We start from the raw sequence: 19,013 nt of genomic DNA on the forward strand, positions 1-19,013 counted from the left end.
TACAGATTGCGTCAGGATATTGCGCGAACGACCGCGGCCCGCAGGTCGATAGACAGACGACCTGCCGGCAACGTTCAGGGCGGCGATAAGGCGCGTGGTGATGCGATCAGCGCGGCGCCAGGTGGGAGATCAGCAACTGCACCGACTCCTGGCCACGAAACTCGTTTACATCGAGTTTGTACGCCAGCTCGACCCAGCGCACGGTCGGGTTAGGCCACACTTCGCGGTCGACGCCAAAGGCAATGCCATCCAGTTGAACGCTGCCGCATTCGCTCTTGAGCACCACCTTGAGGTGGCGCTCGCCGACGATGCGCTGCTGCACCAACTGGAACGCGCCGTGGAACAGCGGCTCGGGGAAATGCTGGCCCCAGGGGCCGGCGTTGCGCAACTCGCGGGCCAGCGGCAGGTTGAATTCGTCGATGCTCAGCACGCCATCGGACAATAGCCGACCGGTCAGGTCGTCCTCGCAGAGCTGGCGGCGGACTTCATCGTCGAAGGCCCTGGCGAAGGTCTCGAAGTGCTCGGCCGGCAACGACAGACCGGCGGCCATGGCGTGGCCGCCGAACTTGCTGATCAGCCCTGGGTGGCGCGAGGCCACGGCGTCCAGTGCGTCGCGGATATGAAAGCCCGGCACCGAGCGGGCCGAACCCTTGAGCATGCCCTCCCCGGCATCGGCGAAAGCGATGGTCGGGCGGTGGTAGCGCTCCTTCAGGCGCGAGGCGAGGATGCCGATCACGCCTTGGTGCCAGTCCGCCTCGAACAGGCACAGGCCGAACGGCAGATTTTCTACCGGCAAATCCTTGAGCTGGGCCAGGGCCTCGCGCTGCATGCCCTGCTCGATGGCCTTGCGGTCCTGATTGAGCTGGTCGAGCTGCACCGCCATGTCACGGGCCAGAGCTTCGTCTTCACAGAGCAGGCATTCGATGCCCAGGCTCATGTCGTCGAGGCGCCCGGCCGCATTCAACCGCGGCCCGAGGATAAAGCCCAGGTCGGTCGACGTGATCCGTGCGTGCTGCTTGCCAGCCACTTCTAGAAGCGCGCGCAGCCCAGGGCGGGCGCGACCAGCACGAATACGCGCCAGGCCCTGATGCACCAGGATGCGGTTATTGGCGTCCAGCGGTACCACGTCAGCCACGCTGCCCAGGGCGACCAGGTCGAGCAGCTCGCCCAGGTTCGGCTCGGGGCGCTCGACGGTGAACCAGCCCAGTTCGCGCAGCCGCGCACGCAGCGCCAGCAGCACGTAGAAGATCACCCCGACGCCAGCCAGGGATTTGCTGGGGAAATTGCAGCCCGGCTGGTTGGGATTGACGATGGCATCGGCCGCCGGCAGCTCGTGGCCCGGCAGGTGATGGTCGGTGACCAGCACCTTCAGCCCGGCCGACTTGGCCGCCGCCACGCCTTCGATACTGGAAATACCGTTGTCGACGGTGATCAGCAGTTCGGGCCCGCGGCTCAGCGCCACGGCGACGATCTCCGGGGTCAGGCCGTAGCCGTACTCGAAGCGGTTCGGCACCAGATAATCGACGTGGGCGGCGCCCAGCATGCGCAGGCCGAGCAGGCCGACGGTACTCGCCGTGGCGCCGTCGGCGTCGAAATCACCGACGATCAGCATGCGCTGGCGTTGCCGCAAGCCCTCGACCAGCAGCTCGACCGCGGCATCGATGCCCTTGAGCTGGCTGAACGGAATCAGCCGCGCCAGGCCCTTTTCCAGCTCCACTGCCGAGCGCACCCCGCGTGCGGCATAAAGGCGGGTCAACAACGGCGGCAGGTTGCCCAGGTCGGGCAGTGAATCGGGAAGCGGGCGGGACTCGATACGCATGGACGGGGTTTTCTACTCGTGCGGTTGAATCGGGGGCCGAAGCCCGGCGGGGCCGGGCCCGGTTTGCATCAGTTGCTCAGTTCACGCTCGCCGGCCAGCCACTCCACCGGGATTTCGTGCTGGCCGCGCTCGTCGGTGACGAACAGTTCGCCGTCGCTGATCATCACGCTCCAGGACAGCGAACGCGGCAGATCCTGGGACAGTTCCGCCAGGGCCTCCTGACCGAGGGCGACGACGTTGATGTTCTTCAGGCTGCGTACCGGGTCCAGGCACTTGGTCTGCCACACGCGCAAATTGCCGTAGGCCACCAGGCTGAATTTCTCGGTACGCCGCGAGCACCAGGTGATGCGCTCGCTATCCGGCTGGCCGACCTCGATCCAGTGCAGCACGCGGCCATCGAGGCTCTTTTCCCACAGCGCCGGCTCGTCGACGTCCGACAGGCCACGGCCAAAAGCGAGGTTTTCCTGATAGAACAGCGCATAGGCGATCAGCCGCGCCGCCAAGCGTTCCTCGGTTTCCGAAGGATGGCGGGCCACGGTGAAGCGCAGGCTTTCATAGATGTTGCGGTCGATATCGGTGAGGTTGAGATCGACCTTGTAGGTCGTGGACGGCAGGGCCATGGCGCACTTCTTGGAATCGGAAAAAGTGCGCCAGTCTATCAGGCCGGCCCGGAGCGTGGGCAGCGCGCCGCCCAAAGGAGGCGACTGCCCTGCTCGCTCGATCAGCTATCCGATTTCCAATCCGGATAACGGCGCTCTGCTGGCGCTGGCGGGAAGTACTGGTACAGCCAGGTTTCGCTCAGCACTTCCTTGTTGTCGACGCGGCGCAGATAGGCGCGCATGTTCACCGGCTCGACGCTGTCGCTGGTGGGGAACCAGTCGAACTGCGCGCGGAAGCCTTCGACTTCCGGGTACAGGGCCAGGATGCTGAAATCCTTGACCTCGCCATGGGAAGCCTCGACCACCACCTCGACCTGGGCCTTGGCGTCCATCTCTGCCAGCGGGCCGCCGGCGAAATCGATGGCGAAACGCCGCGCCCAGACTTTCGGCCAGTGCTCGCCAGGCGCCCAGCCGAGGGTGAAACCGCCCATGCCGGAGCGGGTGCCATGCACCTGGGCCAGCGTCGGTTTGACCGGGGGCAGCGCCGCCCAGTGCAGTTTGTAACCGAAGTTCAGCGAGGTGCCGGGCTCGATGGTCTGCTTGGGGTTCCAGAAGCAGACGATGTTGTCCATGGTTTCGCCGGTGGTGGGAATCTCCAGCAGGTCGATGCTGCCCTCGCCCCACTGGGTGGTCGGTTCGACCCACAAGCTCGGGCGGCGGCTGTACCAGACCACGGTGTCCTGGTAGGACTGGAAGTCGTGGTCGAACTGCACCAGGCCGAAGCCTTTCGGGTTGGTGTCGGCAAAGGCGTTGAACTGCAGTTTTTCCGGGTTATTGAGCGGCCGGCAGACCCACTCGCCGTTACCGCGCCACATGGACAGGCGATCGCTGTCGTGGATTGCGGTGGCGATGAAATCGCACATGCGCCGCTCATGGCCGCCGCAGGAGAACATGCTGGTCATCGGCGTGATGCCCAGCTGCTTGATGGCCTTGCGGGCGTTGATATGGGCGTCGATGTCCATCACCACGCGGTCTTCTAGGCAGTCGATATCGAAGCGGAAAGCGCCGGTGGCACTCGGTGAGTCGAGCAGCGCGTAGAGCACGAAACGGGTGGCGTCCTTGGCTGGCGTCTCGAACCAGAACTCGACGAAGTCGGGGAATTCTTCCGGCTTGTCGCTGAAGGTGTCGATGGCCATGCCACGTGCCGAGAGGCCGTACTGCCCGGTGTTGTCCACCGCACGGAAGTAACTGGCGCCGAGGAACGACACGATGTCGTACTTGGCGATGTTCGGCTGTTTGAACACTTTAAGGCCGGCAAAGCCCAGGTCACCCTTGAGCTGGGATACATCCACGCCGCTCTTGCCGTACTCGAACAGCTCGGGGCGAAAGTGCACCTCGCGGGCCTGACGGGTCTTGGGGTCGACGGCGTGCATGCGCACCGGCTGACGAAAGCCCATGCCAACGTGGAAGAACTGCACATCAAGCTGGCCGCCCAGCTCGTTCCACAGCGAATGGGCCGGGTCGTACTGGATGGCGTTGAACTGCTGGGGCGTCAGCTCGGCGAGGGTCTTGGGCAGCACCTCGGCAGTGCTCTTGTAGGCACTGCCGGCCATTTTCTTGGCTCGCGCCTGCAACTGCTTGAAGTCGAAGGGCTCGGCCTCGCCGTCGGCAGTCTTGGCGAAGCTGTGCAGGCTGAACAGGCTGGCCGGCAAACCGCTGGCGGCGGCCATCATCATCGAGGCTTTGAGAAGGTCACGTCTATGCATGGGCATCCCTGAATCTGTAAGGAGTCTGCATGTAGCGCCAAGCAGGGCGCGCTGAAAAATCCCTACAACAGATAGCCCTGTCGCCACATGGTTCCGCGCCGAATGTGCAACCAGCGCGAAACACCTTGGTCGGCACAAGCGAAACGCTAGCAGGCCATTGAAAAACGTAGGCGAGGCAGCCAGTGCAAGGCAAAAACAGCCGAAAAAGCGGAGTGTACGGTTGTACATGAGCATTTTGAGGCTGTTTTTAACGCAGCAATGGCAACGTAGGCAGTTTTTCAACGGCTTGCTAACGTGCTGCCTTGAGCAGGTTGCGAATGGCCTTGCGATCCCGCTTACCGTCGCGCTTGCCGAGCAGATCAAGAAAGGCGAAGGAGTCGAGGCCATTGAGGGTGGTTTTCGGGTTGACGATCTTGCGCTTGGGATTGGCGCCGTGCTCGAGCAGCAGCTTCACCAGCACCGGTTCGTTATAGAGGATGGCGCCATTGAGCGCCGACAGGCCCATCTGGTCCGGCTCGTCGACCGGGCAACCGGCCTCCAGCGCCTGTTTCATCTGCGCCAGCGCCATGTCCTTGCGCGCTTCGGACTCGCCGTAAGCAGCGGCCATCAGCGTCAGGGTCGGCGCCTGCATGCCGGCATTGCCGAGCACGCAGCCGCGCTCGTCCATCGCCTGCAGGCCGTGATCCTTCTGTACGTCTTCGGCGTGCACAAGGCTGGATGCCAAGAGGCACGCTGCCAGAAATTTAAATCGCATAGCGTTTCTCCAGGGTGCTGTAGCCCATGCCTACACCTTTGTTGACCTTGAGTTGCACGGCAACGCGCTCCTTGAGCGCCTCGACGTGGCTGATCACGCCGATCATCTTGCCGCTGGCGTTGAGATTGTCCAGGGCATCGAGAGCCACCTCCAGGGTTTCGCCATCCAGGGTGCCGAAGCCTTCGTCGAGAAACAGCGAGTCGATGCGCGTCTTGTGGCTGACCAGATCGGACAACGCCAACGCCAGAGCCAGGCTGACCAGGAAGCTCTCGCCGCCGGACAGGGTGCGCGTGTCACGCGCCGCATCGCCCTGCCAGGTGTCAACGACCTCCAGCTCCAGTTCGCCCAGGGATTTGCGCGCCAGTTGATAGCGGCCATGCAGGCGCTGCAGTTGCCCGTTGGCCAGGTGCACCAGATGGCCGAGGGTCAGGCCCTGAGCGAAGCGCCGGTACTTGGCGCCGTCGGCCGAGCCGATAAGGCTGTTGAGCTGCTGCCAGTTGTCGTACTCGATCTGCTGGCGGGCGATGGACTCGAACAGCGCCTGTTGGTTGAGCCGCCGCTGGTCGTCACCCTGCAATTGCCCGCGGATTTCGCCCTGGCGCTGACCGAGCTGCCTCAGGGTCGCCTGCAAGGCCTGCAGCCGATCATCCAGATAGGCGGCGTCGTGTTCGGTCTGTGGCTCGGCTTGCAGCGCGGCCAATTGCGCCTGCGCCGAGGCTTGCAGGGCGCGGGCTTCGGTCTGGGCTTTCTCCAGACGCTGTTTGAGCGCCTGCAGCCGTTCGCGTTGTCCGTCTTCGAGAGAAGCGGCGAGAAACGCCGCCTCATCCGCGAACGGGCTGCCAGCCAGGGCCGCCTGCCACTGCTGCGCTGCCGTCTGTTCGGCCTCGTGCAACGCCAGTTGCTGTTGGGCGACACCGTCCAGAGTGATGCGCAGCTCCAGGCAGCGCCGTTCGGCGCTTTCCCAGTTGGCCTGGGCAGATTCGAGGCGCACCGCAGCCTGCTCCATCAGTGCAGCGGCAAGCGGCTCGCCATCGGCTTGCTGCCAGCGGGCTTGCCACTGCAGGGCCTGCTTGTCGGCCTCGCCGGCTTGGTGCTGCAGCGCCGGCAGTTGCTGGGCCAGCGCTTGGCGCCGCTGCCGAGTTTCCTGCCAGCGGGTGGCCTCGGCCTGGCGAGCGGCCAGCCAGGCGGCGTCATCGTCCGGCAGGTCATGGCCGAAGGCGGTGAGCTGTGTGGCCAGCTCGCTTTCGATTGTGCTCAAGCGCTCGCCCTGAGCGACCAATTGCTCGTCCAGCGCCTGCTGAGCGGCCTGCGCCAGGTCGCGATCGTGCTCGATGGCGGCCTGCTGATGCTGCGCCGCCTGGTGTTTCTGGCTGGCGATGCTGGCGTTCTGGCGCGCGCGCTCCAGTTCGCCCTTGAGGCCATCGAGGGTCTTGAGCGTGGCATTGATTTCCACATGCTCGTTGAGTTGGCGGGTTTGCGCGGCAGCGAGGGCCTGATCGTCCTCGGGCAGCGGGTCGAGGGCTTCGCCCAGACGCTGCCAGGTGGCGGCTAGGGAGTTGAGCTGATGCTGCAGTTCCTGATCCTGCTCCTGGCTCTGGGCGACTTGGGTTTGCAGAGCCGCGACCTGGCTGCTGAGCTGCTGCCCTTGCTCGGTCAGGGCATCGAGGGTTTGCCGCGCCTCATCGCGCTCACGCTGGGTGGCCGACACGTCCAGCGCCTGATAGGCGGCGATGGCCGGGTGTTCGGTGGCGCCGCACAGCGGACAGGGCTCGTCGGCCTGCAACTGTGCGCGGTAGGTTTCCAGGGCGCGGATGCGCTGTTCCTGCTCCAGCAGCTTTTCCTGGTCAGCCAGGCGCTGCTTGACCTCACGGTAGCGCTCGCGCAGGGCCGCACGCTCGGCCTCCTTTTCAGCCAGGCTCTGCTGCTGGCGGGTCAGGTTGCCTGCTGTGCGCTGGCGCTGCTGATTCAACTGGTTGCGCCGCTCAGCCAGCTGCGCCAGTTGCTCCAGGGCGCTACCGCGGGCGTGCACCTGCTGCCAATGCTCACGCCACTGCCCTTCGCTGCGCCCGGCCAAGGCGGCGTGCCAGCGCCCTTCCACCTCGCTGACCACCCGCTCGGCCTCGGCTTTCGCCTGAACGGTAGCCTGCGTCGACTGGGCTAGGCCGTTCAGTTGCCCGACAAATTGCTCCAACTGGGCAGCGCCAGCCTGCTGGCGGGCCTGCAGGCTGGCCAGTGCTTGGCGGGCCTGATCTCGAGCCTGAAAGGCCTGCTGCCAGCCGCTGAGCTGGGCGGCCAGGCGCTCGTGGTCAGCGGTAGCCTGCAGCTGGTCGTCCAGGGCCTGGCATTCAGCCTCGAGACGTTGCACCGCCTGCTGTTTCTCAAGCGCCAGGGCTGCGCTGGCCCGAGTGGCCTGTTCGAGGCTGCTGCGCCACTGCGCCTGGGCCTGGGCAAGTTCCTGTTGATGATTGCGTTGCTGCTCTTCATTGGCTGCCAGTGCGCGGGCAGCATCACGCCGGGCCTGGTAAAGCGGCTGCAGGCGCTGGGCGGGCTCGCTCAGCTGCAGACGCGCCAGCTCGGCGGCGGCATCACGTTCGGCCTGAGCAGCCGCATCCACCTGAGCGGTAGCGGCTGCGGCCTGCTCCTCGGCACGCGCCAGGTCGGTCAGCCACTGCCGCTGGCGGGTGGCTTCGGCGCAGGCCTGCTGAGTTTCGCCCTCCTCGACCGCCAGCTGCGCCGCCTCATCAGCCAGCACCTGGCGTTGCTCGTCAGCCAGCAGCTCAACGCCTTCGGCTCGGGCGCGCAGTTGATCGAGCTGGCTTCTCACCTCACGGGTCTGCTCGAACACGCGCTGGGAAATCTGCCCGTAGATATCGGTGCCGGTCAGCTCCTCGAGCAGCTCGGCGCGCTGGTTGGCGCTGGCTTCTAGAAACGCCGCGAAGCCGCCCTGAGCCAGTAGCATCGACTTGGTGAAGCGGCCGAAATCCAGACCGGTGAGGCGCTCCACCTCCTTGGGCTTTTCGCTGAGCTTGTCGGTGATGATCTCGCCGTCCAGCTTGGCCAACTCGGCCTTGGCGCCCTGCAGCGCGCCATCGGCCTTGTCCCGCGCCCGGCGCTGGCTCCAGAACGCGCGATAACCCTGCCCCTTCACCGAGAATTCGACCTCGGCCAGGCACTCGGCAGTGTGCCGGGTCATCAGCTCGTTCTCGCCACCGACCTTGTCCATACGCGGGGTACGGTGATACAGCGCCAGGCAGATGGCATCGAGCAGCGTGGTCTTGCCCGCGCCGGTCGGCCCGGTGATGGCGAACAGACCATTGCTGGCGAACGGCTCGGCGGTGAAATCGATCTTCCACTCGCCCTTGAGCGAGTTGAGGTTCTTCAGGCGCAGGCTGAGGATTTTCATGGAAAGGCGGTTTGGCTCGAATCAAAGGCAGGCCGCTATTGTGGCACTGTTGCCGGCCGACGTGGCTGAAGCGCGAGGTAACAAAAACGCCCCGTGGCGCCGACAAGGCAGGGGTAACGTGTGAAGCCCGCCTATCAGGAGAGATTCGCCATGGCCCGTCCCGTTCATCTGTTGCTCGGTGGTATCGCACTCGGTCTCGCCAGCTTCACCGCTCATGCCGCCGACGCCCTGCCAGAGGCGCAATGGCCGTTCACCGCCGAGCCGCGCGCCACCCTCGACGAGCCCTGGGCCATGACCTTTCTACCCGACGGCACGCTGCTGGTGACCGAGAAGCGCGGCGTGCTCAAGCACCTCGACCCGAAGACCGGCAAGAGCCACGATATCGCCGGTGTGCCGCAAGTCGCCTACGGCGGCCAGGGCGGCTTTGGCGACGTGATTCTGCATCCGGACTTCGCCAGCAACCGCTATGTGTATATCAGCTACGCCGAAGCCGGTGACGGCGATACCCGCGGCGCCGCGGTGGCGCGCGCCAAGCTGCAGCTCGATGAGGACGGCACAGGCGCGCTGACCGAGCTGAGCGTGATCTGGCGGCAGGTGCCGAAGGTCAGCGGCAGCGGCCATTACGGCCACCGTCTGGCATTCGGCCCGGACGGCAAGCTGTGGATCACCTCCAGCGAGCGACAGAAATTCACCCCGGCCCAGGACATGAAAGCCAACCTCGGCAAGCTGATGCGCCTCAACGATGACGGCAGCCTGCCGGGCGACAATCCCTTCGCCGATCAGGGCGGCGTGGCCGCCCAAGTGTGGTCGCTGGGCCACCGCAACATGCTCGGGCTGGCCTTCGACGCCAACGACAAGCTGTGGGTGCACGAGATGGGCCCGGCCGGTGGTGACGAGCTGAACCTGATCGTGCGCGGCGAAAACTACGGCTACCCGGAGGTTTCCAACGGCGATCACTACGGCGGCAAACCGATTCCCGATCACGACACCCGGCCCGAATTCGAGGCCCCGAAGATCACTTGGAACCCGGTCATTTCCCCGGCTGGTTTCGTGATCTACCAGGGCGAGCGCTTTCCCGGCTGGAACGGCGCCGGGCTGATTGGCGGCCTGTCGTCCCAGGCGCTGGTGCGCGTCGCCTTCGACGGCGACAATGCCCGCGAGGCCGAGCGCTACGACATGGGTGCGCGCATCCGCGAAGTCGAGCAAGGCCCGGATGGCAGCATCTGGCTGCTGGAGGATGGCAGCGGTGGGCGGCTGCTGGAATTGCAGCCCAAATAACCGGTTCCCGAGTATCGCCTCGCTCGACCCGAGCGACGTGCAGGCCATGAAAAACCGCAGCCAGGCTGCGGTTTTTTATGGCCGAAATTCGCCTCAGTAAACGAACGTCAGCAGCACGTTGAACACCAGCGCCGCCACGAAACCGATAGGGGCGGCCTTGAACAGCAACTGCGGGAACAGCGTGGCGCGGCTCTGCTCCGAGGTGCAGGAGCCAAGGATCAGGCTGCCGCCCGAGGAGAATGGCGAGATCGAAGTGGCTTGGGCGCCGACCACGATGGCGATGAACAGCACCATCGGCTCCAGGCCCAGCGACTGCGAGATCGGCAGTACCATGGGGAACAACGCCGGCGTCACCACGCCCAGAGTGCTGGAGAACAGCGACATGAAGGCCGCCACTACGCCGAACACCACCGGCACCAGCATCGGCGGAATGCTGCCGCCGATCCACGAGGCCAGCATGTCGATGGTGCCGGCCTTGATTGCCACCGAGATCAGCATGCCCACGCCACAGATCATGATCAGCGTGCCCCACGGCAACGAGGCCATGGCCTTGCGCTCGTCGCCCAGCTTGAGCAGCAGGGCGATGACCGAGAAGATGCTGGCGATCAGGCCGATGTCCATCTTCGAGTTGATGAAGGTGATGGTGCCATTGGCTGGCAGCAGGATATGGGCAATCGGCGCGGCCAGCACGATGGCCATCATCGCCAGGGTCAGCCACAGGGTAATCTTCTGCTCGCGGTTGAGCGCCGCAGGAGCGCTGGCCTCGAAAACCGATGCTTTCATGGCACGCCCTTCACGGGTCAGGAACACGAACGCGCCGATCACCAGCAGCGGGATCACCAGGGTGCTCAGGAAAATACCCGTGGTGTTGATGAAGGCATCGTTGTCGCTGATACCGGCATTGGTCATCAGGCCACGGAAGATGATGCCACTCTGGCTGGACATGAAGTTGGCGCCGCTCAGCGCGCCGTAGTTCACCGCCATACCGCCGACGATCAGGCTCATGCCGGTGCGCTGGCAAAGCAGCAAGGTAATCGGCGCCATGAATGCCAGCACGGTGTAGTAGCCCGCACCCATCGCGGCGATCACCGTGGCCGTGAAGAACACCGCGAAGGGCAGCAACTGTGGCATCTTGCGGCAGTGATAGATCAGGTGTTCAGCGAGCTTTTCCAGGGTGCCGTTGACCGTGGCGAAGCTGTAGAACAGGCATACCGAGAAGATGATGAAGAAAATCTTCAGCGGCCACATGTTGATGATGTCGGACGGGCTCAGGCCCATGCCGAAACAGCCGATCAGGTAGGCGAAGGCGATGGAGAACAGGCCGATGTTGATCTTGGTCTTGTAACCGAGGGCCACGGAGACAACGATCGCCGTGACAACGAGCAGGCTCATCATGATGAAGGCTTCCTGTGTATGCGGGCGATCAGCGGGTGAAGCCGAACAGGCGGGCGGGGTTGGCAACCAGCACCTGGGCGCGCTTGGCCGGCTCCAGCAGCGCCTCGATCATCGCCAATTGCTCGGCATAGTGTGTCCGATCTTCGAACTGGGTGTTGGGCCAATCGCTGCCCCACAGGAAGCGCTCGAGCCCGCCAGCCGCTTCACGCACCTGCGCCAGCACCCGAGTCGCCTGAGGCAGATCGGACTGGCTGCGGTAGGCCGCCGACAGCTTCAGCCACACCCGTGAATCGCCGAGCAGTTCCAGGAATGCCCGGTGACTGGCGTTCTGCGCATCGATGCCGCCGGTCGGCAGGCCGAAATGATCGATCACAACATCCACGCCAGTGGCCACGATGGTCGGCACGATCTGCGCCAGGTCATCGATGCCGCGCTGGATTTCCACTTGCCAGCCACGACGCGCCAGGCGCTCGAACAGCGAGGTCCAGCCGGGGCCGGTGTAATCCTGCAGCGCCTTGCCGATCAGGTTCAGGCGGATGCCAACCACGCCGGCTGCCGCGAGCGCGTCCAGCTGCGCGTCGTCGATGTCGGCATCGACCACCGCCACACCGCGCAGGCGCTCGGGGAAACGGCTCAGCGCCTCGACCATGAAGCTGTTGTCGGTGCCCAGAAAGCTCGGCTGGATCAGCACGCCATGGGACAAACCATGGTGGTCCAGATGGCCAAGGTACTGCTCCACCAACGCATCGTAAGCGGGGCTGTAGCGACGGTTGGCGACCATCGGCAGATCCTGGCGAAAGATATGCGCGTGGGTGTCGATGCCGGTGATGGCAGGGCCGGAGGTACTCATTGAGGCGTTACCTGATCGATTGTTATGGAGACCGGCATCGGTGCCAGTCGTTGTTATCACGACATGCGGTCATATATATGAATAGTTGACCATATATTTGCTTCAGCCATTCTGTCAATCGATCAGGCGGTGGTAGAGTGGCGCCAGCCTGTTGCAACCGGACACGAAGACGCGATGACTCTCGGATACGACGAACGCCTGCCGCTCTACCAACGGCTGCGCGAAGAGATGCTGGCCAAGATCGCCGCTGGCGAGTGGTCACCCGGCGCACCGATTCCCACCGAAGCGGAGTTGACCAAGCTCTATGGCGTGGCCATCGGCACGGTGCGCAAGGCGGTGGATACGCTGGTCAACGAGGGGTTGCTGCTGCGCAGCCAGGGCCGCGGCACCTTCGTGCGGCGGCCGAACTTCGATGCATCGCTGGCGCGCTTCTTCCGACAGGTGAACGCCAGCGGCGGGCAGGAAATTCCCAGCAGCCGGATCCTTTCCAAGGCCCTGCAAAAGCCTGCCAAGGAAGTCGCCAAGGCCCTCGCGCTGAAAATCACCGAGCAGGTGGTACACATGGAACGCCTGCGTATGGTTGAAGATCGCACACTGTTCCATGAGGAAATCTGGCTGCCCGCCTCGCGTTTCGGCGCGCTGATGGCTATCGACTCAGCCACCTTTGGCGACCTGCTCTACCCCTTCTACGAGAAACAGTGCGGCCAGTGCATTGCCTCGGCCCGGGAAACCCTGACGGTCGGTTGCGCCGACACCGATATGGCCAGCACCCTGGCCATCGGCGAGGGTGACCCCATCGTGGTGATCGAACGTACGGCTCTGGGCTACGACCGCAGCCCCCTGGAATACCGGCTGTCGCGCGCCGCGGCGGCCAACTTCCGCTACCAGATCGATATCTGCTGACCATCCCGCCCTTTACTTCCGACAAAAGACAGTGGCTTTCCAGGCTCACTCTGAGTGGAGGTCCGCCAATCTGAAAGCCCCGTTCTAGGGCGCTCGGATTAGCATTGGGTGTAAATAAACGCAAAGCAGCACTTTTTCATTTACGCCGTACTGACCAAGTGCTATCACGTGCTTACCGATCACTGCCGCCTCGACGTGGCAGCCACTAATAAGAACAACAATTCAGGAATGCGCCCATGAACAGCTTGCGTCGCTTACCGATCAATCGTCGTCTGTGGCTCATCATCGCGATGCCGGTGCTGATGCTGGTCCTGCTTGGCACCTATATGCTCCATCAGATCAATACCGATCTTTATGCGGGTAAGGCCGAGAAGACCCAGCATGTGGTGCAGGCCGCGGTCGGCGTTCTCAAGTACTTCCAGGGCCTGGAAGCGGGCGGCACACTGAGCCGTGAGCAGGCGCAAAAACAGGCGATCGAGGTGATCCGCGGCCTGCGCTACGGCGGCCAGGAGTATTTCTGGATCAACGACCAGACGCCGACCATGGTCATGCACCCCACCAACGCCAAGCTCGAGGGGCAGAACCTGTCAGCCATCAAGGACCCGGATGGCAAGGCGCTATTCAACGACATGGTGGCCATCACCCGAAGCCAGGGCGCCGGGCCGATCAACTACCGCTGGCCGAAGCCGGGCGCCAGCGAGCCAGTGCCGAAGATTTCCTACGTTGAGCTCTTCCAACCCTGGGGGTGGATTATCGGCTCTGGCGTCTACGTCGACGACGTGCAGGCCGAGTTCAAATCCCAGGCGCTCAAGGCGCTGGCCATCGGCGTGCCGGCCACCCTGCTGCTGATCGTCCTGGTGGTGATGATTTCACGCAGCATCGCCGTACCGCTGCAGCAGGCGGTCACCGCCATGGCCAATATCGCCAGCGGCGAAGGCGACCTGACCCACAAGCTCGATGATCAGGGTCGTGACGAGTTGGCCGCGCTGGCCGGCCACTTCAATGCCTTTACCGGCAAGATGCGCCAGGTGATCCGCCAGTTGCTCGATTCCGCGTCCTCGCTCGACCAGGCCGCCCATTCGCTTGGCGACATTTCCACCGCCGCTCAGCAGCACAGCCAACAGCAGGCCCAGCAGATGGAGCTGGTTGCCACCGCGGTCAACGAAGTCACCTACGGCGTGCAGGACGTAGCCAAGAACGCCGAGCACGCCTCCAGCGAAGTGCACACCGCCGAAGAGCAGGCACGCCAGGGCCAGCACAATATCGATGCCAGCCTGAAGCAGATCGACCAGCTATCGGGCACCATCGATAAGGCGGTGGCAGTGATCGAGTCGCTGGCCAGCGAAAGCACGCAGATAGGTGGCGTGCTGGAAGTGATCCGCTCGATTGCCGAGCAGACCAACCTGCTGGCACTCAATGCGGCCATCGAGGCCGCCCGGGCCGGCGAACAGGGCCGCGGCTTCGCCGTGGTCGCCGACGAAGTGCGCCTGCTGGCCCAGCGCACGCAGAAATCCACCGCCGAGATCCAGGGCATGATCGAGCGCCTGCAGACCAACTCGCAGGCCGCCGTGAAAGCCATTGGTGACAGCAGCCACGCTTCGCGCCTGACCGTCGAGCAGGCCAGCCAGGCCGGCGAAAGCCTGGCGCAGATCGCCCAATCACTGCGCAACCTGACCGGCCTCAACGCCTCGATCGCCAGCGCCACGCTGCAGCAGTCCCACGTGGTCGACGACATCAACCAGAACGTCACCCAGACCGCCGCCCTGGCCCACAGCACCGCCGAGTCGGCCGATCAATCCAGCGCCGCCAGCCAGCACCTCAAACAACTGGCCGAGCAACTCGGTAGCCTGCTGGGGCAGTTCCGCGTGTGAATGCGGGCCTCGCCGGCTGGCTCGCCCCGTGAGCCGGCCGATGAAGCAGCAACCCTTGTCCTTGACACCTGCACGCGACAAAACTCGCTCACCATAGGCTATAGAGAAAGGCTATAGCATCAATTCGCCACCATAAAACGCTTGATTTCCGCCGGCAAAACAATAGCCTCACCACTCCTCTGGCCGCCCTCATGGCGCGCATATCGATACGCGCGATCAGCTCGGCCGCTCTCCCTTCATAGGTATGTCGAAGATGTCGCAACCCCTAACGATCGCCCAGCGTCTGGCCATGGGCTTCGGGCTGGTGCTATCGCTGATGATTCTGGTCGCGCTGGTCGGTATCCAGCGTGTACAGGTGATCGACAGCAGCCTCAGCGAAGTCAACGACGGCGCCAGCCTCAAGCAGCGCTACGCGATCAACTTCCGCGGTAGCGTGCATGATCGTGCCATCGCCATCCGTGATCTGGTGCTGGCCCGCGAACCCGCGGCGATGAACGAACAACTGCAGAACATCGAGCGCCTCGATGCCTTCTACCAGCAATCGGCTGCGCCGCTGGACAAGCTGGTCGCTGCCAGCACCGCAAGCGCCGAGGAGCAGCGCCAGCTCAGCCAGATCAAGGCCATCGAGAACTCCGCCCGCCAGCTGACCCAGCAACTGATCAGCCAGCGCCAGAGCGGCGACATCGAAGGCGCTCAGGCGTTGCTCGCCCGTGAGGTGGCCGCCGCGTATACGGAATGGCTCAAGCGCATCAACGCCTTTATCGACCTGCAGGAAAAGGACATCACTGCCAGCCTGGACGGCGTGCGGGCAACAGCGGGCGGCTTCGGCTTGCTGATCGTGACCGTTACCAGCGTGGCGATCCTGCTCAGCGTGGTCGTTTCGCTGCTGATCATCCGTCGCCTGCGCTCGACCCTCGGCGCCGAGCCCCACCAGGTGGCCGAGGTCATCCAGCGCCTGGCCGGCGGCGCACTCGATCAACGCATCGAGACTCGTTATCCGAACAGCGTGATGGGCGCGGTCAAGGACATGAGCGCGCGTATCGGCGATACCATCGCCCAAGTGCGCAACGCCGCCAACGAGCTGAACCTGGCGTCCGATCAGTTGCGCGCCACCTCGGCCAGCAACAACCGCCAGTTGCAGGCGCAATCCGAGGAGGCCGAGCAGATGGCCGCGGCCATCAACCAGATGGCGGCCACCGTCAACGAAGTGGCCGGTTACGCCAGCACCGCCGCCTCGGCGACCCGCAACGCCGACGGCGAAGTGGAAACCGGTAGCCGCCTGGTGACCCAGGGCGGCGAGGCGATTCACGAACTGGCCAAGGTGCTCGACGCGGCCGCCGAACAGGTCGAGCAACTGGCCCGCGACAGCAGCAACATCGAGACCATCATCGCGGTGATCACCTCCATCGCCGACCAGACCAACCTGCTGGCGCTCAACGCCGCCATCGAAGCAGCCCGGGCGGGCGAGCATGGTCGCGGCTTTGCCGTGGTGGCCGATGAAGTCCGCTCGCTGGCCAGCCGCACGCAGACCTCGACCCGGGAAATCAGCGGCATGATCGAGCAGTTGCAAGCCGGCGCCAGCGGCGCCGCGCAGATCATGCAGACCAGCAGCGAGATGGCCCGCAAGACAGTCGCGCAGACCGCCGAAACCGAACAGGCGCTGGGCCGCATTCGCCAGGAAGTCGGCGCAATAAAGGACATGAACGCGCAGATCGCCAGCGCCGCCCAACAGCAGAGCCTGGTGGCCGAAGACGTCAATCAGAACATCAGCCGCATTCACGCCAGCACTGTGGAAACCACCGCCGGCTCCACTCAGGTTTCCGCGGCCAGTGAAGAGTTATCGGCCCTGGCCCGCCGGCTGCTCGAGCGGGTGAGTTTCTTCAAGGCGTGAGAATCTGTTCATGACCGTTATAAGCATGAGGCGGCAGCTACAAAGCAGAAGCAGCCTTTCGCGTAACCCGTAGGAGGGGCCGGGCGGCGATCCGCTTCAGCCCCGAGCTTTTTATCAAGGCAAACAAAGAGCTCGGGGCTGAAGCCCATCCTACAAGTACTCCGTTCACCAGCTGCTACCGCCAATTAGCTGCCAAAATCGACGAACCTGGGCTGCAAGATCATGAACAGGTCTGAATCAGGCCGGCTCGTCGCGCAACTCAGCCAGCACCTGGCTGTAGAGCCCACGCAGGCGCTGCGCCTGCTCGGGCTCCAGGGTTTCGCTGGCCAGGCGCTGGTCGAACACCTGCTCCGGCGTCAGTTCGTCGAGCATGCCCTGCTCGCCCTGCAGGCTGGCGACCGCCGTGCCCCGTGCGCGGCGGATGCGCAGCACCTCCACGGGCAGGCCTTCGCACAGCGCGGCGATGCGTACTTGCAGGTCGCTCAGGTAATCGTCAATTTCGACCTGCACTTCCAGCCACACCGGGCGCTCGCCGCTACCCTCGCGCGCCGCCTCGGCCAGCGCCGCCGCCAGCGTTTTCAGCGAACCGCGCACCGACTGCAGGGCCTGGAAGCGCGGCACCGGCAAGGCGCGCACCTCGCGCAAGCCACTGGCATCCAGGTCGACCAATAGCACTTCCTTCTGCTGGCGGGCTTCGTCGAAGCTCAGCGGGATCGGCGAGCCGCTGTAGCGGATGTGCTCCAGGCCGCCGACCTTCTGCGGCCGGTGGATATGGCCCAGGGCGACGTAATCGACGGTTGGGAAGGACGAGGTGGGGAAAGCCTCCAGCGCGCCGACGTATATCTCGCGCACCGACTCGCTGGCACTGGCGCCCACGGTGGTCAGGTGCCCCGTGGCGATGATCGGTAGCGCTGCACCGAGTTCGCTGCGGCGCGCCAGGGCCAGCTCGTACAGCGCCTGATAATGGGCGTGAATGGCTTGCTGCAGCGACAGTTGCTTGTCCGCCGCGCTCTGCCCCGCTTCGCTGCGCAGCACATCGCGCGGGCGGATGAACGGGATGGCGCATAGCAGCGCCGCCGGCGCGCCATCGGCCCCATCGAGCACCAGCAGTTGTTCGTGCAGGTGGGCGCCAACGCCAGGAATGACCCGAGTGCCGAGTTGCGCCAGCAAGGTGCGGCTCTCGCCGAGCATGGCCACCGAATCATGGTTACCGCCGAGCACCACCAGCTGGCAGCCGGTTTCGCGCAGCGCTACCACGAAATGGTTGTACTGCTCACGGGCGTAGCTGGGCGGCGAGCCGGTATCGAAGATATCCCCGGCGACCAGCACCACCTGCACCTCATGGGCGCACACCTGCTCGATCAGCCAGGCGCAAAAGGCCTGGTGTTCGGCTTGGCGCGTCTTGCCCATGAAGTGCTGGCCCAAGTGCCAGTCGGAGGTGTGCAGAAGGCGCATGCGCGGCGAAATCCAATGGCTGAAAAATGCGGCCACCATGCCTTTTCGGCGCGTTCAAGGCAATGGCCTCACATGAGGTAACACACACGGCAGACGCCAGGGTACGGGGCCTACGGGCTGTTTTTCCGGCAAATCACCGCAAGGCCCGGCTGCACAGGTCGAACCCTGGCGCGAAGGCCCCGGTCGGAAAATCGTTCTCCCTTCCCTTGCCGACCTAGCTGAGAGGTATCCGCCGATGACCACCGCAGCCGTTCGCCCCTTTTCCCTGTGCGCCTCTGCACTGGCCCTGTTCGGCCTGCTGCAATCCACCGCCCAGGCCCAGACCATCGCCCTCGATGTGCCCTACGTGCCGACACCGGAACCGGTGGTGGCACGCATGCTGGAAATGGCCGATGTCGGTCCCGACGACTATGTGGTGGACCTGGGCTCCGGCGACGGACGAATCGCCATCTCGGCGGTCAAGGACCGTGGCGCCAAGGCCGCCTACGGTATCGACCTCAACCCGCAGCGCATCGAGGAAGCCGAGACCAACGCCCAGCAGGCCGGTGTCGCCGACAAGGTGACGTTCGAGCAAGGCGACCTGTTCAAGAAGGACATCGCCGACGCCGACGTGCTGACCATGTACCTGCTGAACACCGTGAACATGCGCCTGCGCCCGGTCATTCTCGACACCCTCGAGCCCGGCACTCGCGTGGTGTCCCACGCCTTCAGCATGGAGGACTGGGAGCCCGATCGCAGCGATATCGTCGAAGGTGCGCGCATCTACCTGTGGATCGTGCCAGCCAAGATCGCCGGCAGTTGGCAGATCGAAACCGAGGGCGAGCGTTTCACCGTCGACCTCGAGCAGCGCTTCCAGGAAATCAGCGGCATCACCCAGCATCAGGAACGCCTGCGCGGACGCCTGAACGGCACCGAGCTGCGCTTCGAAGTCGACGGCAAGCTGTACGTCGGCCAGGTCGAGGGTGATCGCATCGAACCGATTTCCGCCGAAGGCGCGATGACCGGTTGGAGTGCACGACGGAGCTGAGT

Annotated in this window: 12 protein-coding genes and 3 pseudogenes; 7 read left to right on the forward strand and 8 right to left on the reverse strand. The window is 64.4% G+C overall.

Translation table 11 applies throughout. From position 1 onward, the window contains the following. Window positions 1–106: 106 nt before the first annotated feature. The 5 genes from recJ to FB481_RS12975 all read right to left on the reverse strand — a co-directional run bounded on the left by recJ (window position 107) and on the right by FB481_RS12975 (window position 8,341). Window positions 107–1,819 carry a single-stranded-DNA-specific exonuclease RecJ gene (gene recJ, locus FB481_RS12955; protein ID WP_147176662.1) on the reverse strand — a complete coding sequence of 571 codons (1,713 nt, stop codon included), beginning with the start codon at window positions 1,817–1,819 and terminating at the stop codon, window positions 107–109. 68 nt (window positions 1,820–1,887) lie between these two features. Continuing rightward, on the reverse strand, window positions 1,888–2,439 hold the full coding sequence (locus tag FB481_RS12960) for a YaeQ family protein (protein ID WP_147176663.1): 552 nt from the start codon (window positions 2,437–2,439) through the stop codon (window positions 1,888–1,890). Window positions 2,440–2,540: 101 nt separating this feature from the next. Then, window positions 2,541–4,184 (reverse strand): glucan biosynthesis protein D, encoded by a 1,644-nt coding sequence (locus FB481_RS12965; RefSeq protein ID WP_147176664.1) that lies wholly within the window; start codon window positions 4,182–4,184, stop codon window positions 2,541–2,543. Between the two features lie 289 nt (window positions 4,185–4,473). Next, on the reverse strand, window positions 4,474–4,908 hold the full coding sequence (locus FB481_RS12970; protein ID WP_147176665.1) for a hypothetical protein: 435 nt from the start codon (window positions 4,906–4,908) through the stop codon (window positions 4,474–4,476). Between the two features lie 19 nt (window positions 4,909–4,927). Further along, window positions 4,928–8,341 (reverse strand): AAA family ATPase, encoded by a 3,414-nt coding sequence (locus tag FB481_RS12975; RefSeq protein ID WP_147176666.1) that lies wholly within the window; start codon window positions 8,339–8,341, stop codon window positions 4,928–4,930. Between the two features lie 150 nt (window positions 8,342–8,491). On the opposite strand from FB481_RS12975, the gene FB481_RS12980 reads away from it, so the two are divergent. Continuing rightward, on the forward strand, window positions 8,492–9,619 hold the full coding sequence (locus FB481_RS12980) for a PQQ-dependent sugar dehydrogenase (protein WP_147176667.1): 1,128 nt from the start codon (window positions 8,492–8,494) through the stop codon (window positions 9,617–9,619). Window positions 9,620–9,712: 93 nt separating this feature from the next. Here FB481_RS12980 and FB481_RS12985 read toward each other — a convergent pair whose 3' ends face one another. Together FB481_RS12985 and FB481_RS12990 are read right to left on the reverse strand one after the other, a co-directional pair. After that, window positions 9,713–11,014: an SLC13 family permease gene (locus FB481_RS12985; RefSeq protein WP_147176668.1), complete on the reverse strand. Its 1,302-nt coding sequence runs from the start codon at window positions 11,012–11,014 to the stop codon at window positions 9,713–9,715. Window positions 11,015–11,042: 28 nt separating this feature from the next. Beyond that, window positions 11,043–11,864 (reverse strand): amidohydrolase, encoded by an 822-nt coding sequence (locus FB481_RS12990; protein WP_147176669.1) that lies wholly within the window; start codon window positions 11,862–11,864, stop codon window positions 11,043–11,045. Between the two features lie 174 nt (window positions 11,865–12,038). On the opposite strand from FB481_RS12990, the gene FB481_RS12995 reads away from it, so the two are divergent. The 5 genes and pseudogenes from FB481_RS12995 to FB481_RS23615 form a co-directional block, all read left to right on the forward strand. Beyond that, window positions 12,039–12,767, forward strand: coding sequence for a GntR family transcriptional regulator (locus FB481_RS12995; protein ID WP_147176670.1), 729 nt, complete (start codon window positions 12,039–12,041; stop codon window positions 12,765–12,767). 326 nt (window positions 12,768–13,093) lie between these two features. Further along, window positions 13,094–13,780 (forward strand): annotated as a pseudogene (locus tag FB481_RS23600) (cache domain-containing protein); the annotation flags it as partial. Between the two features lie 123 nt (window positions 13,781–13,903). Continuing rightward, the gene (locus FB481_RS23605) at window positions 13,904–14,638 is read left to right on the forward strand and encodes a methyl-accepting chemotaxis protein (protein WP_372239570.1); all 735 of its coding nucleotides are present in this window, start codon (window positions 13,904–13,906) and stop codon (window positions 14,636–14,638) included. A gap of 253 nt (window positions 14,639–14,891) precedes the next feature. Then, window positions 14,892–15,404, forward strand: a pseudogene (locus FB481_RS23610) (MCP four helix bundle domain-containing protein); the annotation flags it as partial. A gap of 609 nt (window positions 15,405–16,013) precedes the next feature. Continuing rightward, a pseudogene (locus FB481_RS23615) lies at window positions 16,014–16,529 on the forward strand (methyl-accepting chemotaxis protein); the annotation flags it as partial. 237 nt (window positions 16,530–16,766) lie between these two features. Here the strand turns inward: FB481_RS23615 and sbcD are convergent. Further along, on the reverse strand, window positions 16,767–17,984 hold the full coding sequence (gene sbcD, locus FB481_RS13010; RefSeq protein WP_147176673.1) for an exonuclease subunit SbcD: 1,218 nt from the start codon (window positions 17,982–17,984) through the stop codon (window positions 16,767–16,769). Window positions 17,985–18,219: 235 nt separating this feature from the next. Here sbcD and FB481_RS13015 point away from each other — a divergent pair, with 235 nt between their 5' ends. Further along, a complete protein-coding gene (locus tag FB481_RS13015) occupies window positions 18,220–19,011 on the forward strand; it encodes a methyltransferase domain-containing protein (protein ID WP_147176674.1) in 792 nt (263 codons plus the stop codon). The last annotated feature ends 2 nt before the right edge of the window (window positions 19,012–19,013 follow it).

It is taken from the genome of Pseudomonas sp. AG1028 (assembly GCF_007993955.1).
Classification (GTDB): domain Bacteria; phylum Pseudomonadota; class Gammaproteobacteria; order Pseudomonadales; family Pseudomonadaceae; genus Aquipseudomonas; species Aquipseudomonas straminea.

Bases quoted from the DNA above. Each gene is read 5' to 3' on its own strand.
- FB481_RS23605 (WP_372239570.1), top strand. From the start codon at position 13,904: ATGGAGCTGGTTGCCACCGCGGTCAACGAAGTCACCTACGGCGTGCAG.
- sbcD (WP_147176673.1), bottom strand. From the start codon at position 17,984: ATGCGCCTTCTGCACACCTCCGACTGGCACTTGGGCCAGCACTTCATG.
- FB481_RS12965 (WP_147176664.1), bottom strand. From the start codon at position 4,184: ATGCATAGACGTGACCTTCTCAAAGCCTCGATGATGATGGCCGCCGCC.
- FB481_RS12995 (WP_147176670.1), top strand. From the start codon at position 12,039: ATGACTCTCGGATACGACGAACGCCTGCCGCTCTACCAACGGCTGCGC.
- FB481_RS13015 (WP_147176674.1), top strand. From the start codon at position 18,220: ATGACCACCGCAGCCGTTCGCCCCTTTTCCCTGTGCGCCTCTGCACTG.
- FB481_RS12985 (WP_147176668.1), bottom strand. From the start codon at position 11,014: ATGATGAGCCTGCTCGTTGTCACGGCGATCGTTGTCTCCGTGGCCCTC.
- FB481_RS12975 (WP_147176666.1), bottom strand. From the start codon at position 8,341: ATGAAAATCCTCAGCCTGCGCCTGAAGAACCTCAACTCGCTCAAGGGC.
- FB481_RS12980 (WP_147176667.1), top strand. From the start codon at position 8,492: ATGGCCCGTCCCGTTCATCTGTTGCTCGGTGGTATCGCACTCGGTCTC.
- recJ (WP_147176662.1), bottom strand. From the start codon at position 1,819: ATGCGTATCGAGTCCCGCCCGCTTCCCGATTCACTGCCCGACCTGGGC.
- FB481_RS12960 (WP_147176663.1), bottom strand. From the start codon at position 2,439: ATGGCCCTGCCGTCCACGACCTACAAGGTCGATCTCAACCTCACCGAT.
- FB481_RS12990 (WP_147176669.1), bottom strand. From the start codon at position 11,864: ATGAGTACCTCCGGCCCTGCCATCACCGGCATCGACACCCACGCGCAT.